Source organism: Nonomuraea ceibae (assembly GCF_019396325.1).
Lineage (GTDB): Bacteria > Actinomycetota > Actinomycetes > Streptosporangiales > Streptosporangiaceae > Nonomuraea > Nonomuraea ceibae.
The window spans coordinates 13,974-28,828 of the sequence record NZ_JAHKRO010000078.1; the positions used below are offsets into that span (position 1 = coordinate 13,974).

The 14,855-nt window shown below is 67.7% G+C and carries 11 protein-coding genes and 1 CRISPR repeat array; of the genes, 9 read left to right on the forward strand and 2 right to left on the reverse strand.

What is annotated here, in order from left to right; translation table 11 throughout:
- Positions 1-5: 5 nt before the first annotated feature.
- The 3 genes from KME80_RS34535 to KME80_RS34545 all read left to right on the forward strand — a co-directional run bounded on the left by KME80_RS34535 (position 6) and on the right by KME80_RS34545 (position 2,307).
- On the forward strand, positions 6-929 hold the full coding sequence (locus KME80_RS34535) for a hypothetical protein (RefSeq protein ID WP_219510901.1): 924 nt from the start codon (positions 6-8) through the stop codon (positions 927-929).
- Complete coding sequence (locus KME80_RS34540) at positions 880-1,653, forward strand: hypothetical protein (protein ID WP_219510903.1); 774 nt, start codon at positions 880-882, stop codon at positions 1,651-1,653. Before KME80_RS34535 ends, KME80_RS34540 begins: the two co-directional genes overlap by 50 nt.
- Positions 1,654-1,767: 114 nt before the next feature.
- Complete coding sequence (locus KME80_RS34545) at positions 1,768-2,307, forward strand: NUDIX domain-containing protein (protein WP_219510905.1); 540 nt, start codon at positions 1,768-1,770, stop codon at positions 2,305-2,307.
- A 504-nt stretch (positions 2,308-2,811) separates the two neighbouring features.
- On the opposite strand, the gene KME80_RS34550 is transcribed toward KME80_RS34545, so the two are convergent.
- The gene (locus KME80_RS34550; RefSeq protein ID WP_219510907.1) at positions 2,812-4,335 is read right to left on the reverse strand and encodes a winged helix-turn-helix domain-containing protein; all 1,524 of its coding nucleotides are present in this window, start codon (positions 4,333-4,335) and stop codon (positions 2,812-2,814) included.
- Positions 4,336-5,243: 908 nt separating this feature from the next.
- Complete coding sequence (locus tag KME80_RS34555; protein WP_219510909.1) at positions 5,244-5,819, reverse strand: hypothetical protein; 576 nt, start codon at positions 5,817-5,819, stop codon at positions 5,244-5,246.
- Between the two features lie 831 nt (positions 5,820-6,650).
- Positions 6,651-6,954: direct repeats of the CRISPR family, unit length 33 nt; unit sequence GGGGTCGCTCATCACCCTGGAGGGATCGCAACG.
- A 244-nt stretch (positions 6,955-7,198) separates the two neighbouring features.
- Here KME80_RS34555 and cas6 point away from each other — a divergent pair.
- Genes cas6 through cas1b form a run of 6 tightly spaced genes read left to right on the forward strand, consistent with a single transcriptional unit; the run spans position 7,199 to position 14,855 of the window.
- A complete protein-coding gene (gene cas6, locus KME80_RS34560; protein ID WP_219510911.1) occupies positions 7,199-7,888 on the forward strand; it encodes a CRISPR-associated endoribonuclease Cas6 in 690 nt (229 codons plus the stop codon).
- A gap of 26 nt (positions 7,889-7,914) precedes the next feature.
- Positions 7,915-9,306, forward strand: a complete 1,392-nt coding sequence (locus KME80_RS34565) for a hypothetical protein (protein WP_219510913.1) — start codon at positions 7,915-7,917, stop codon at positions 9,304-9,306.
- A complete protein-coding gene (gene cas7i, locus KME80_RS34570; RefSeq protein ID WP_219510915.1) occupies positions 9,306-10,370 on the forward strand; it encodes a type I-B CRISPR-associated protein Cas7/Cst2/DevR in 1,065 nt (354 codons plus the stop codon). Before KME80_RS34565 ends, cas7i begins: the two co-directional genes overlap by 1 nt.
- Before the next feature lie 5 nt (positions 10,371-10,375).
- Positions 10,376-13,390, forward strand: a complete 3,015-nt coding sequence (cas3, locus tag KME80_RS34575) for a CRISPR-associated helicase Cas3' (RefSeq protein ID WP_308126045.1) — start codon at positions 10,376-10,378, stop codon at positions 13,388-13,390.
- Complete coding sequence (locus KME80_RS34580) at positions 13,387-13,878, forward strand: CRISPR-associated protein Cas4 (RefSeq protein ID WP_219510916.1); 492 nt, start codon at positions 13,387-13,389, stop codon at positions 13,876-13,878. Before cas3 ends, KME80_RS34580 begins: the two co-directional genes overlap by 4 nt.
- Positions 13,875-14,855 carry a type I-B CRISPR-associated endonuclease Cas1b gene (gene cas1b / locus KME80_RS34585; RefSeq protein ID WP_219510918.1) on the forward strand — a complete coding sequence of 327 codons (981 nt, stop codon included), beginning with the start codon at positions 13,875-13,877 and terminating at the stop codon, positions 14,853-14,855. Before KME80_RS34580 ends, cas1b begins: the two co-directional genes overlap by 4 nt.

The following is a 14,855-nucleotide window of genomic DNA, read 5'->3' on the forward strand; positions in this document are numbered from 1 at the left end:
TCGCCATGACGACAACTGCTGTCCCTGGCCTGCGCGACCAGCTGCGGGACCTGCCCGAGGAGGCTTTCACCCGCCTGCAGTACCTCGCCCCGGCGGTCGGCTGCTTCAACCGGTGCGCCTTCTGCTCCCAGGCCGCAGGCCGCGACGTGTGGCCGTTCACCGAGCACGGCCTGACCGCGTTCGTGACGACGCTGGCCGACGTCGCCGCCGAACGTGACCTGCAGATCGCCTCAGGCCGGATCCACCGTCCCCGCGTCCTGTTTCCCTACCTCGACAACGACATCGCCTCATACCCGCACCTGGACACCTACGCGGCTCTGGCCCGCGACGTGCTCGGCGTCAGATTCCGCGTCTCCACGGTCGGCTACTCGGCCCGCTCCGAGCCGCTGCAGGCCGTGCACCAGCGGCTGGTCAACGAGTTGGGCGACGTCTTGGATGGCATCCGCTTCTCCATCTCCCCCTACACCATCGGGTACGCGGGCCGCGGGGTCGGCATGTCCCGCCAGGCATACAGCGAGGACCTGGCCGCCGCGCTGGCCACCTACCGGCCGCTGCTCGATCGGCTCGGCCATGGCGCGGCGACCGCCGCCTGCGAGCTGCGGTTCGCGCCGTTGCTCGGCCTGGGCGAGCTCATCGACACGCACATCGACGGCCGCCACGTCCTGTCCTGCGGCCCGCATCTGCTGATCGCCCTCCAGCCTGGTCACGAGCCGTTGCCCGAGACGATCATCGACGGTCTTGACGAGCGCACGCAGCCCGTCTTGTCCCGGCCAAGAGCCCCGTACCTGCACCTCATCTCCGACACCGCTCCGCTCGACGCCGCCACGGTGCGCGCCGCGCTCACCGGGACGCTGGTGCTCCCGCACCGCGCCCCGGACGGTGCGGCTGCACCGCTTCAGCAACGCCGATGGCCCCTATTACGCCGCTGACCCGGACTTCCACCCTGACGGCAGCTTCACCGCCCTGCACCTGTACCCGCGCACCGAGACGCGCAAGGTGTCCGGCTACACCGACGCCACCCGCTGGTTCCTCAAGGCCCTGCTCGCCCACCAGCGCCGCCGCGGTCTGGGCCGCCGCGACGACTTCGCCACCGCCACCCGCGACGACGTCAACGCCGTCCTCGACGCGCTAGCCGCGGCCGCCGACACGGCCGATCCGGTCGACGCCGGCGCCGCCCGCCACCTGCGCGAGCAGGTCCACCCTCAGGTGAGCGCCAACGGGCGAGCCCTCGACTTGGCCGGTTACCCGCCGAGCCTGTTCTTCTCCCGCCGCTTTTCGATCGACACCGGCCAGATCGTCAACCAGGGCCGCGCTCAAGGCCTGTTCCGAGGGTTGGCCGCCACCAACGGCGAGCCCATGACACCGCGCGAGGAACGCGGTTTCGGCCAAGTGAGCCTGTCCACCGTGCGCGGCGCGATCTGGCGCCTGACCCCGCTGCCGTTCACCGCCACCGGGCATCTCCCCGTCGCCCTGACAGACGGTAAGAACCCCGCCACCGCCACACTCAGCCTGCTGGTAGAGGAGATGGACCCGTGCCACCTCGCTCCGTCGAACGCTTCACCGGATGCCGCCTGCGCAGGCATCTGCTCGCACTCCCGCCCGGCTTCATCGAGCACGTGGACCTGGCCGCAGGACGCCAGAGCTATGCCCTGACCGGCCTGGCGGCAGTCGCCTGACCTGCCCACGAAACAGCGGTCGGCCGACGACAGGCAGGCGTCAAGCGGAACTGCCCCGGTGCCGACCGCGCGGCCGGGAATACTGACGGCCATGACACTCACGCCCAGCGACGCCAACGCATTCAGCCGTATCAAGATCCGTACTGGCGCGCTCGTGTTCTGCGGCGACGACGTCGCTCTCATCCGCCGCGATCGCGACGACTCCGTCCACTACACCCCGCCAGGCGGCAACGTCGAGGTGGGGGAGGACCTTCTCGCCGCCCTCGGTCGCGAGTTGGCCGAGGAACTCGCCCTCGATATCGCCCAGGCCACCCCGCCGCAGTTGCTGTGGGTAGTCGACCAGATGGTGACCCGCCCGGGCCCTACCGCTCCACCGCGCAAACTGCATCTGATCTACCGGCTCCACGTCTCACCAGAGGTTCGTTCCCGGATGGCGATCGAGGAGTACGACGAACTGCCCGATGGGGGTCGGGAGATCGGCGTTGTCGAATGGATCGACTACCGCAAGGCCGCCGAGCTGCCCATCTTCCCTCCGATCGGGCCCGCGCTCGCCGCACTGTCCTCTCCCAGAGCCATAGTCACCGACGCCGCGTTGCCTGCCGTCACAGATGACAACTACACCTGGATCTGAACCGCCGCCCACACCGGTGTTGACCCGCAGCGTGGCGACAGCGAGGGCGCCGACGCCGGGGTAAGCCCTGATCAAGCGGCGGCCGCTACAAGAGGCCGCCAAGGAGGCCCACACGCACGGCGGGGCGAGTAGACCGCCCCTTCTCGCGACGGTGGTCCTCCACCGGCGGCAACCGCTTGCCATCCACGAAAGTTGACGTGTACACGACAAGCAAGGGTTGGGAGCACAGCAACCCCCCGCACGGCGCGCTGCCCGGGGACACCGAGCAGGCCGAAGCGGCAGGGAGACACGCACAGGCCCCGCCAGTCAGAGCGAACGGGCAGCAAACATCACCCGAACCCGAGACCGCCGGCATCCCGCCACGGTGCTCACCCCCGGACGGTCGACGCTGCCCCGTTGACGACATCGATTTCTGACACGACTCGTGAGCTGCGGTCGCTGCTGCTGCGCGGCAGGGCCATGAACGACCGGCAACGTCAGGCCCAGGCAAGCCCCGCCTCCACGTCAACTGGCGTCCGCCGTGCATGCGCTACCGCGAAGGTGAGAGGCGATCGCGAACGTTGGCTCGGGCAGTTGCCGGCCCGTGCGCACAGCCGCGGCTCTCATCGCAGCGGCTGTGCGTGGACAGGTCGCCAGCAGCAGCGCTCGCGCATGTTCGGCCAAACCGTGCGGCTCTCTGGCTGCGACCGGCAGGTGCTGCACATGTTCTCGCGTCGCCTCGACGGCGCTCCTCGCAGGATCGGCAGGCTCCCGGCTGGGAGGCTGGGCGGGGCAGGGTGCAGGGCTGGCCGCGTGAGGGGCACTCGGATGACGGCGCTGACGGCGCTGGTGATTGACCTGGACGCCGATCTCCTCGCACGCCAGGCAGGGATATCCCGACGGCAGCATATGGTCTTCGCAATCCGGACGTGGGCAGTCGTATCCGCGAGAGATCACCGTCAGCGCCGCAGCAACTGCCCGGCGAGGCATTCTGCCGGACCACACCGCCAGGCGGCGCCGAACGCGGGCAGTCATTTGTGCGGCGGTCCGCCCTTGTCCCATCTCCCTCTCGACGGCTTCCAGGACGCGCTCGCGTTCTCGTTCGCTCATACGCAGCTGCCACGAGAGCGGGAGCACCGCCATCACACTCAGCGCGCCGCCCGGCCGGCGCGGCCGCGATCGCATCGCAGCCATGTTGCCGACCTGCCTCTCGCGCGTCAGCGCGTCCTGCGCACCGGTGTCGCTACGGTGCTGTACTTCGCCTACGGCGAGAGGTGAATGATCACGCTTCTCCAGTCCTGCTTCTGGATCTCCCTTCTGTGCAGTCTCGGTTTCCGAGATCGTCTCGCCTGTACGCCCGAGATCATTTCGCGCCGGCTTCCGAGATCGACTGGCTGCAGGGGTCAGCTCTGCGGCGCGGGCGGGCTTCGCGGGGGGCTCCTCTCCGGCGCGTGCACCTGGGGCGACCGCCCGCAGGGGAGTGTCATGCGTGCAATATGCGATCATGCGGCCGGCCCGGCGGCTGGTGATCCACCCATCGGCTTCGAGCAGGCCCAGCAGGGAACGGACTGTGCGGCTGGTCACACCCAGGTCCGCAGCCAGCTCGTCCTGGCTGCGGACTATCCCGACTGCCTCGTCACGGCGCAGCCGGCAATACAGCTCCAGCAGGGCCGAACGGTTCCTGCGGGGTGTCCACACGCCGTGGACACTGTGGCAGCCGACTCCCGCGGCGGCGCGATAGGAGATGCGCGTCCAGGCCGCATCCTCAGGCAGCGGAGCCAGATAGCGGCGGGTGACGCGGGTGATGGTGTCAGTGATGATCCATGCGCTCGCGACGTTCAGCGCGTCGTAGACGGTCGAGGCGTGTATGCCGAGTCGCTCAGCCAGATACGCGATGCTCGCGGTACAGCCTGCCTTTCGCTGTGACAGGGCGGCCACCTGCGCCACGACCGGCCAGGCAGCGCCGTGGGGCAGGCCGAGCGGGATCTTCACGGTGCCGTCGGGCAGTTCAGCCAGCGACGTGCCGGCCGTATGTCGCGGGCTGCTCATGCCTCCCTCCGATCAGTGCCGACGTGCCGGCCGTCGATTCGCGATCGATCGCGCGCCGCCTCGGCGACGGTGCGCGACGCAGGGCCGTCTGTCGCGGTTCTGACTGTTTTCGGGCATGACAAATAGAGCGCTCGGCTCACAGTGTGCTCCAGCGGTGTTTTGGGGTGCACTTAGAAGAGGTGCTGGCGTCTGCGCTGTGCGGCAGGTCCGTGCACCGTGTGCGTTATGGGGTTAGGAAGGCCCGGGTCTAGCGCCTCCGGGCTGGGCGTGACCTAGATCAGGGGCGCCTCCCGGCTGGGCCGTCGTAGGTGCGCCGGTCGCGGGGACGCGTCGGCGAGCTCGAAATCGCCCGGCCAGGCGGAGTACGGCCTCGTGTCCGGAGCCGGCACGGCCGGTCGGCGAGGTTCACGTGAGGGCAGCCATCGCGCCGCGCTGCCGATGGCTGCGGGACCGGGCGTGCGATGCGCATGCTCGAGATCCACGAAAGTGGAGCAGCGGAGCAGGCGCGGGCGGGCGGCGAAACGCCCCCGTCGTGGCGGCACAACGGCCCGGCGCCTCGCAGATTCCAGACGGTGTCCGGTTTATGGCGTACGGGCGCGGTAAAGATCATGTTGGGCGGCGACACGCCGATCACGCCGATTGCGCGCACGACTGGCCGACCCTGCGAGTCATCGTCTATCGTGGACCCCAGAGCTTCCGGATCTCCGGCCAGGCACGCGAAAGCCGAGGCCGACACGGGCCGGGCCGGAGGTTCCTTGTTGTAGAGAGAGCTCTCGCGCACGGTTTCTCAGGCCAATTAGCGCGGGGGCTCTCTGCATTTGTGCAAGTGCGCCAGCAGGGGCGCGGCGTTACATCAGCGTTCGAATGCCTCCTCTTGCAGGGCGGGCGACGGGCTCAGCCGACGGGGCTCAGGCCGCGGTCCGCTGGGCTCCTGCAGCTTGTTGGGGTTGTGGAAGGTCGTACAGGGCCAGCAGCGTCTGCTGCTGGTAGCCCGATCGATTGCCGGCGTTCAGCAGTGCATCGACGCGCCCCGCCAAGAGGTTGTTCACCACGAGGAAGGCCGCCTCGGGCGTCAGCGCAGAAGTGCTTCGCAGGGGGCCGACCTGTGGCTCCTTCGGGGGCGCAGGGTGCAAGGCGCTCATCAGGGCCACCAGGTAGCCCGTCATGCGGGGGTAGCCGAAGGCCTGGTGCGCGGACTTGATGCGGGGCTTGACTCCCTCGGGAGTGCGGATGGCGAAAACGTGCTTGCCTCCCGACCTCAAGACCGGCGCGCTTTGCAGCAGCGCGGGGATCACCGCATGGATCGACGCGGCGAGTTCCGACTGCTGCGGATCATCCGGATGCAGGGCACTGATGAGGTCCGTCAGGTAGACACCGGGTCTTTTGAAGCCGTGGCGTGCTGCGGCAGCCTCGATGCGCTCCTTCAGCTCCAGCGGCACCGCAACCGTTGATGCGTCCCGATTCCCCTTGTGGAGCTGTGCCATCGCTATCCCCTCCCATCACTGATGATCGAGACCGTAGCGCACAACCAAACAGTTTGCGAGGAGCCGCGCAGAGAAATGCGCCCGGTTCCTCCTTCGTGTGTGGAGGCGTCCGCGGGCCGTCTTCTTGGGGTTTGCTGAATGGTGAGCAGCGGCCCCTGCTCCAGCGGCCCGTCGCGGTGTCCATGAGGGCTGAAGACGTTGCCGAGAGGGCCTCGGCCGCCGGTTGGAAGCCGTTGTTAGCAGTGAGGACCGGATCAACGGGAGGAGGTCGCCGTGCAGGTGTTCAATCTGCACCAACCCAACGTTCCGTGCCCCGCCGTACGCCCGGAATCGATCGTCCGCAGTCGATGCCACTGAACGACGGCCCCTGAGATAGAACACGCTGGGTTCGGCCAGCTGTTGCGATCCCTTCAGGGGTGATGAGCGACGGGCAACGCCAGGAGCCTGGCGCCGATTACGGTCATGCGCGGAGCGGCCGGCTGCTGCATTTCCTCTGCTGTCATACGTACCGCTCCCTGGGTTGTCGCCGCCAGATCTGGTGTGAGTGCCGTGCGGTGCTGCCGCGGGCGGGTGGCTGCCGCCGAGAATCTAATGTTCTGTTAAACGCCTTCTACAGCCGATGTGCGAGCATGGTCGTCGACCGGAGCTTTGGAGATGCATGCCGCTTGCGCCTTCGTTGAATTCCAAACAGATTGAAGTGCTGCTCATCCCTGGAAAATCCCAGTGACAACACCCCATCTGACCTGCCCTTCTGCACTACCGGCGGACTGCTGCAGAATCCACGCTGTAAGCCTGCCGGATCACTCCTCTGACCTGCGGGTTTACCGTGGGGGGGTCGCTCATCACCCTGGAGGGATCGCAACGGTCTCGGTGCGACAGGACCTCATAAAGGGCTGTGGGGTCGCTCATCACCCTGGAGGGATCGCAACGGGCCCGGGCGCAGCGTGGTGATCGAGTACGGCAAGGGGTCGCTCATCACCCTGGAGGGATCGCAACGAACGGCGTTGGGCCACTCGTCGCGCGCTAGGCCGGACAGGGGTCGCTCATCCCCCTGGAGGGATCGCAACATGGTTCCCAGCACTCTAAGCACATCAAACGCCCGTGGGTCACTAATCACCCTGGAGGGATCGCAACGTGGGCGATCACACGAAGCAGATCCGGACGTCAGCTCGCATCACCCATGTGGGGACTCGTGAGTAGGACGTCATTGAGGGTCGTGCCATAGGTGTGTCGCCCGCCACCCTCTGGGATCGACCTGCGATAACGGATCTTGGCCGCTTTCGGCCACATCGGTATCGATTTGGCAGTAACTCAGAAAAGGGTCGGAGCCTGCTGCTACTACTAGTCCACGTTCAGCACGGACTACGAGGAGCGGCGGAATGCGTTTTCGTGTTGATGTCGCGGCGAACGTCCCAATCATACCTTGGCGCGACGTTCATGGCCCTGCCAGAGGAGTAGTCTACGACCTGATCAAAGGCCAGGACCCAGCGGTGGCTGATGAGCTTCATGATGCCGGCTGGCAGAGCAGCTCACTTCGGCCTGTCGGTGTCTCTCCCCCGTTGTTTTCCGGGACACGACCGCGTTCCGGTGCGTATTCGACCTCGCCGGACGGCGTCATCTCGATGGGGTCGCCGGTGCCACGGATCGCTGCGTGCCTGCTGGCAGCGCTGGCCGGACAGAGTGAGCTCCATTGGGGATCGGTGACTCTGTCGGTCAAGGGCGTACAACTGGATGGCGTAGCCGATCACACGGGAGGTGTCGCCGTATTCGACACCGTTTCGCCTGTGCTGATGAAACATGAGGACCTGTACATCCTTCCCGAAGACAGAAATTTTCAGGAACGGTTGATACATAACATTCGGCACAAGGCGGACCTTCTCGGCCTGCCGAATGAAGTCGATGTAGAGGTGCTGGATTCTGGCCCTCGTCGCCGCTTCGATGTTGCGAAAGGTTTTCGTATTGGAGCCACCGCCCGGATCAAAGTCGCGGCGGCGCCACAATTGCTGGACGCTCTGCATGAATGGGGACTCGGCCTGTCCACCGTGGAGGGATTCGGGTGGATCAGGTAAGCGTTACCCCGGCTGATGTGTCACCGTTGCGGCTCACCGAGCACCCGTTGCAGCGAAGTGGGGCGTGGGCGGTGGCGGTGCTCGCGGGCTGCGACCGGGTTGAGGATGTCACGGCCGAGCTGCTCGACGGGGTGGTCCGGCGAATCATGGCCGACGTGGTCGAGGCTGCGATCGCCCGTCCGGACACAGGTGCCTACGACTGGTGGAAGGTCCTGTTCGCCCTCTATCCGAACTCCAAGCCCACGCACGCCAAGCGCGAGAAGGATCGCACGGTCCTGAGCCACGAGGTGGCCCAGCTGTTCCTGTCGGATGACGGCGAGGGGACCGCAAGGGCCTGTACGTTCTGCGGACGACAGTGCACGGTGTTGTGGGCGAAGTCGACGCTCCCGATGTTCGATTCGATCCGTTCGCTGAACACGTTGCCGCCCGGCACGGCAGGGTGGCCCGTGTGCCGTGGGTGCCGGGTCGCCCTATGGGCGCTGCCGTACGGCGCATGGCTCACGGCAGGCTCGGCAACGGTGCTGATGTGCGACAACCCATTCGTCGAGCGGCAGTTCGCGGCCCGGAACGTACGACGATCAGAGCAGATCCGCGGGGCGGGCTTCACCAGCCTGCCGGCGATGGCCGGGCCTGAGTCGGTGACGCTGAGGGTGCTGCGTGAGCACGCCGCGGACGCACCGGCGGCGACCAGCTTGTGGATGTTCAAGAACGACAACCAGGAACCGTGGCTTCGGGTGTCGGGGACGCGGACGGGCGTGGCCCGGTTCGTGCATCGGATGCAGGCCGATCCTGACTGCGCACAGGGCTGGAACGAGTTGTGCAGCAATCTGGCGCGTCGGGACCGGCAGGGCAGAGCAGCGGTGGACGGAGCGACAGCAGCCGCTCGGTTGCTGTTCGACCGTGAGGGAGAGCGGTCAGATCGGCTGCCGAGGGAGTTGCGAACGCAGTGCGGGGATTGGGAGAAGGTTTCACGGCTCACGCGAGTGAGGTGGCGGGCCTTGTGCCGCCTGTATGCGGAGGTGATGTACGACATGGACTCCGATCGGCTTGAGCCTGTCGCGGAACTGCTGGCGAGCTGGATCGCCCAAGAATCACATCGCGGCCGGTTCAACGACTACTGCCGGGCCGCCGGCAACGGATATCAGCTGCACCGGCTGCTGATGACGACGAGCGCCAGCCTGCGTCTGCGCGGCGTGCCGCAGAAGGCGTTGGATGCCGCCACTCTGAGCGACCTGCTGGCGAACGGCTCGAGGGGGTGGCTTGATCGCGCGCTGCTGTTCTTCGAGGTCAGCGCGAAGTTGGACGCGAAGAAGGTGCCTATCGGCGCCAAAAAGGACGACAACGAAGACGAGTCGGAGGCTGAGGGCGAGATCGGGTTCGGCAGGCCGAGCGACGACGAGGGCGAGGAGTACGCCTGATGGCTTATCTGGCTGGGAAGATAGCGCTGGCCGTCAGCGCGGGCGCGCCGAACAACGGACGCGGCGAGAACACCACGACCACGCCGGTCAAGAAGGCTCGCATTCGCGGCCAGTGGTATCCGTACGTGTCCGCCCAGGCTTTCCGTCGGTGGTTGCGCGACACGATGACCGACATGGGCATGGTCGCCTCCCCCACCGAACGGGTCGGCAAGGCGCAAGGCAAGGCGCAGAAGGCCAACACCGCGGCCGACCCCATCCGCTACGCCGATGACGACCTGTTCGGCTACATGAAGGCGGGCGCCAAAAGCGCCGATGAGGCCACCACCCTGCGGGACACGCCGTTCATGGTGGGCACGTTTATGTCGGTCGAGCCGGCCCGCCCGACGGAGGATTTCGGCGTGATGTCGCGCGGCGTCGAGGAGCCGGTCCTGCATGGGCACGAGTTCTACACCGCCGACCTGGCCGCCCCGTTCCTCCTGGATCTTCCCCGAGTAGGCACCTTCACCCTGCCGACCTCCAGGGGTGGTGGGCGCCCGAACTATCTCTCCGCGGATGCGGCGATGAACATCGCCCAGGCGGTGAGCATGGGTGCCGAGGCGATCACCTTCCGCGGCCATGCCGCGGTCCGGCTGCCCTTGGAGGTGCGCCGGGATCGGGTCGCGATGCTGCTGGACGCGCTGGCCGAGCTGACCGGCGGGGCTAAGAAGGCCCTGCATTACGGTGACCGCACCCCGGCGCTGGTGGCCGCACTGCCGATGGCGGGCGGTGTGAATCCGCTGACGTTTGCAATCGACGGCAGCTCCGACGGCGGCGGCCTGGCGGTGAGCGGCAAGGTGCTGCGGCAGGAATTGGAGGCTTGGCAGGGCCAGTGGGAGACGCCCGTACGGTTCGGGTGGCGGCCCGGCTTCCAGGACCGCAACCGTAAGGAATTCGAGCACGACCTCGCCGATCTGATCGACGCAGGGCAGGTCGTCATCGGCCACCCGCGGTCGATGCTGCGTGGCCTGGCGGAGGAGATCCGTTCCGGCCTGCACGACGCCTGGTTCGACGACCCGGCCCGGTGAGCCCGGTGAGCAGCGTGCCCGGCCCGATCCAGGCGGTCCGGGTGGATCTCTACGCCCCGGTCGCTTCCTTCCGCGACCCGATGTTCCCCGGCGTCAGCCGTTGCCTGCCGGTTCCGCCGCCCTCCACCGTACGCGGCATGCTGGCCGCGGCCACGGGCCGCGCCAGCGAGCCGATCACGCTCGGCCTGGCGGCATCCGCTGACGGGCGGGGTGTGGACGCCGAGACCTACCACCCCATCGCCGCCGACGGCTCCAACCCAGCCGTCGCAGGCCGGGTGGCGGCAGGCAAGGGCGGCATGACCATCCGCGACAGGCCCTTCCTCATCGGGGTACGGTTAACGATCTGGATTCCCGCTCCGGACGGGAAGCGGATCGAGCAGGCGTTGCGGCGGCCGGTGTGGGGGCTGCGGCTGGGGCGTTCCCAAGATCTCGTACATGTCGTCTCCGTCCGCGAGGTCACCCTGCATCCCGCTGAACGGGCCACGGTGGGACACGCGCTGGCGCCGATCGGAGGCCACGAAGCTCCGCTGGCCAGCACGTTGCAGCTAGCCGAATCGATCAGCGCCGACCGTGGCCGTACCGAATACCGCAGCTACCAGTGGTGCTCCGAGCCTGCGGGCGAGCACGCGGTCGTGGGTGCCTACCGCGACGGAGATCAGGCTGTTTGGTTGAGTTCACCTGCCGCGGACGACGAGCACGAGCAGCAGTTGTCCCAGGTGTTGGCCAAGTCCGCCAGCGGCTCGGGCTTGGGCCGCCCGGAGCTGCTGATGGAACACAGCCTCACGGTCAGGGATGCCACCCGTACGATCGCCCAGCGGATCGGCTCTCCCGGTGTGCTGGCGTCGCATCCGGAATTCTGGTCCTGGGCGGAGAAGGCCGCACTGCTGCACGATGCGGGAAAGGTAGCCGAGGGCTTTCAACGTCAGCTTCGCCCCGGCGCCGAGAGCTGGGGCGAACGGCACGAAGTCCTGTCCCTTGCCTACGTCGATCTGCTCACCGGCCATCTGGACCCGCACGAGCGCAAGATGATCGCTGCCGGAGTGGCGTTCCATCACCGGCCGCTCACCTCACATCGCAGCGGCGACCTGCGCTCCATGTATCCACCGGTGGCGGCCTGGGAGCGGAAGTTCGGCCGGGATCCGGCACCGGTTCTCGGCCGCCCCCGCATCCAGGTCCCCGCCGCCCGCCATCGCGCCTGGCTGGCGTGGCTCGCGCGCCAGCTGGACGTTCCTGTCCCTGCCAACGATCGGCGGCTGTGGGAGCTTGCCCGCGACGCTTTCGCCCAGCTGTCCGCCGAGTGGATCGATCCCATCAGCGAGGACGACGGACTGGTGGCCGTACTGCTGCAGGGCGCGGTGACGCTGGCGGATCACTCCGGTTCCGCGCACGTACCCCTGCAGACGCACATGCCGCTACCGCGGGACTTCCTGAACCGGCTGCCGACGCCGTACCCACACCAGCAGGAGGCCGCGAGCACCACTGAGCACCTCATCCTGGTGTCGCCCACAGGGAGCGGCAAGACCGAGGCGGGACTCGCCTGGGCCTCCCGTCAGCTCGACGACCTGCCCGGCCAGCCCCGCCTGGTCTGGCTTCTGCCGTACCGAGCGTCCATCGACGCCGCGCGTGATCGCTTCATCGATCACCTCGATGCCGGTCCCGGCCAGGAGCAGCCGGACATCGGCGTACTCCACGCCACCGCCGCGCGCACGCTGCTGAGCAGGGCAGTCGCCGACGACTGCACGCCCGGCCCGGCCGACGCCCGCCGAGCCCGAGCCCGCTCCCGTGCGATGCGGCTGTTCAGCCAGCGGGTCAGGGTCGCCACGCCCCACCAGCTCTTGCGAGGGGCCATCGCCGGGCCTCGCTACTCCAGTGTCCTGCTCGAACAGGCCAACGCCCTGATGGTGCTGGACGAGCTGCACGCGTACGAGCCGGCGACCTTCGGGCGGATATGCGCCTGTATGCAGCTGTGGCAGCAGATGGGCAGCCGGGTCGCAGTCCTGTCCGCCACCCTCGCCAAGCCGATGATCCGGCTGATCGAGGACACCCTCGGCCGGGCCGAGGTGCGCCGGGCCCCGGCGGGAACAGCACCTGCGCGGCACCGGCTCACCTTGGACGCGGATCCGATCAGCTCCGACGCGAGCCTGGAGCGCATCCAAGGCTGGCTGGACGAGGGGCAGAGCGTGCTGGTGATCGCCAACACGGTCGCCATGGCGCAGGAGCTGTATCAACGACTGGACCACCACGACGCGATGCTGTTGCACTCGCGGTTCCGCTCCCGGGACCGCGCCGAGATAGAGCGTCGTATCCTCCATCGATACCCGGAACGCAAGCCGGGAGAGACCGCGCCACGCGGCGGCCTGGTCGTGGCCACCCAAGCCGTCGAGGTCTCGCTCTGCCTGGACTTCGATCGAGGCGTCACCGAGCTGGCGCCCATCGAGGCCATCGCCCAACGCGCGGGCCGCATCAACCGGCGCGGCCGGCACCCTGATGGGCTCGTCGAGTTTCGCGTCCACACCGACGTGATCCCTGGCAGGCCGTACCAAGAGGGTGCGCTGAACGCCTCGCTCACCGCCTTGACCGCCGTGCCAGGGCCTGAAATCTCCGAAGAGAGCGTCGAAGCCTGGCTCGACATCGCCTACGCCACCCCGTGGGGACTCAACTGGGCGGTCGAGGCCGAGCGCAACCGCGACGAATTCCGGCAGGCATTCCTCACGTTCCCCGACCCATTCCATGATCGCAGCGAGTTCGCCGACAAGCTCGACGAGGCGTTCGACACCGTGGAGGTGCTGCTTAGAGCAGACATGAAGGCGTATCAGATCGAGGCCGAAAGGGACCCCCTGCTCGCGGCCGGGCTCCTCATCCCCATCCGATACGCCCAGCTCGCGGCGTTGCGAGCCGCCGGGCGTGCGGAATTCGTCAAACGCGACCTACGCCTCTGGGTCGTCGACGCCGACTACGACCCCGTCCTGGGGCTGGACCTCAGCAGCCGGCCGGTCGCCGTCCCGGAGACTGTGCTGTGAGCGACATCGGCGGTGTCCACATCAAGTACCTGCTCCACTGTCCTCGCCAGCTCTGGCTCTACATGCGCGGCTACCGGCCCGAACAACGCAGCGACGCGGTCGCGTACGGGGAAGCCGTCGACGACACGACCTACGTGCGCCGACGAGACGTCGACCTGGGCGAGGCGAAGATCGACTGGGTCACGACAGGCGCTGTGGTCCACGAGACCAAGTCGTCCCGGGCACCGTCGGAGCAGCACGAGGCGCAGGTCCGCCACTACTGCCTGCTGCTGGAGCGGAGAGGCGTGACCGTCCAGCACGGCGTCATCCACTATCCGCTCATTCGCCGTACCACCACCGTCGAGTGGAACGGCCCAGCCCGCGCGCTGGCCGAAGACACCGAGCACCAGGCCCGGACCACGATCAGCCGGCCGGACGCACCGCCCCGGCTGGCGCGTCAGCGCTGCCGGGGATGCTCCTACATCGACTACTGCTGGGGAGACTCATGACCGCCGCCTCCCGCACATACTGGCTCACCCAGCCCTGCCGCATCCGCCGTGAGGACAACAGCGTTCGCATCGAGCGTCCAGATCAAACGCCCGTACGCGTTCCCATCACCGACATCCGCGACCTGGTCGCCTTCGACCACGTGGACATCAACACCTCGGCGGTATCGCTGCTCAGCAGGCACGGCGTCATGGTCCACATCCTCGACCACTACGGCAACTACGCCGGCGCCATCGCACCCGCCGAGGACACCAGCTCGGCACATGTCCTCCGCAGCCAGGTCGCAGTCGCGAGCACGGACGACAAGCGTCTGGAGATCGGCCGATCGCTCATCGCGGCCACGGCAGCCAACGTCCGCTGGGCGCTGGACACGGACCTTCTCGACGCCCCGCTGGACCGGCTGACCGAGCAGCTCTCCACCTGCCGGACCAGCGATCAGCTCATGGGGGCCGAGGGCAACTTCCGCCGTACCGCCTGGGGCGTCCTGGACACCATCCTGCCGCCATGGCTACGCCTCGAAGGACGCAGCCGGCGGCCGCCTGCGAACGCGGGCAACGCTTTCATCAGCTACGCCAATTCCATCACGTACGCCCGCGTCCTGACGGCACTGCGCTGTACGCCGCTGCATCCGGCTCTTGGGTTCCTTCACGCCGACACCGATCGGCGTCGCAACACGCTTGCGCTGGATCTCGCCGAGCCCTTCAAGCCGTTGTTCGCCGAGCGCCTGCTGAAACGCGCTGCCGCCCAGAAGGCGTTACGACCAAGCGATTTCGAAAGCGACGTCGGCAATGCGTCACTCAGCAAGGAAGGGCGTAAGAAGGTTTCTGAGCTTATCCGGGCCGAGCTGGCCACCACCGTCCACCACAGGCCACTGCGCCGGAAGGTCGCGTACGAGGAGCTCATTCACCTCGAGGCGCTCAAACTGGTACGGCTATGCCTCGAAGGAGCCGCCTACAAGCCGTTCCGGCCCTGGTGGTGA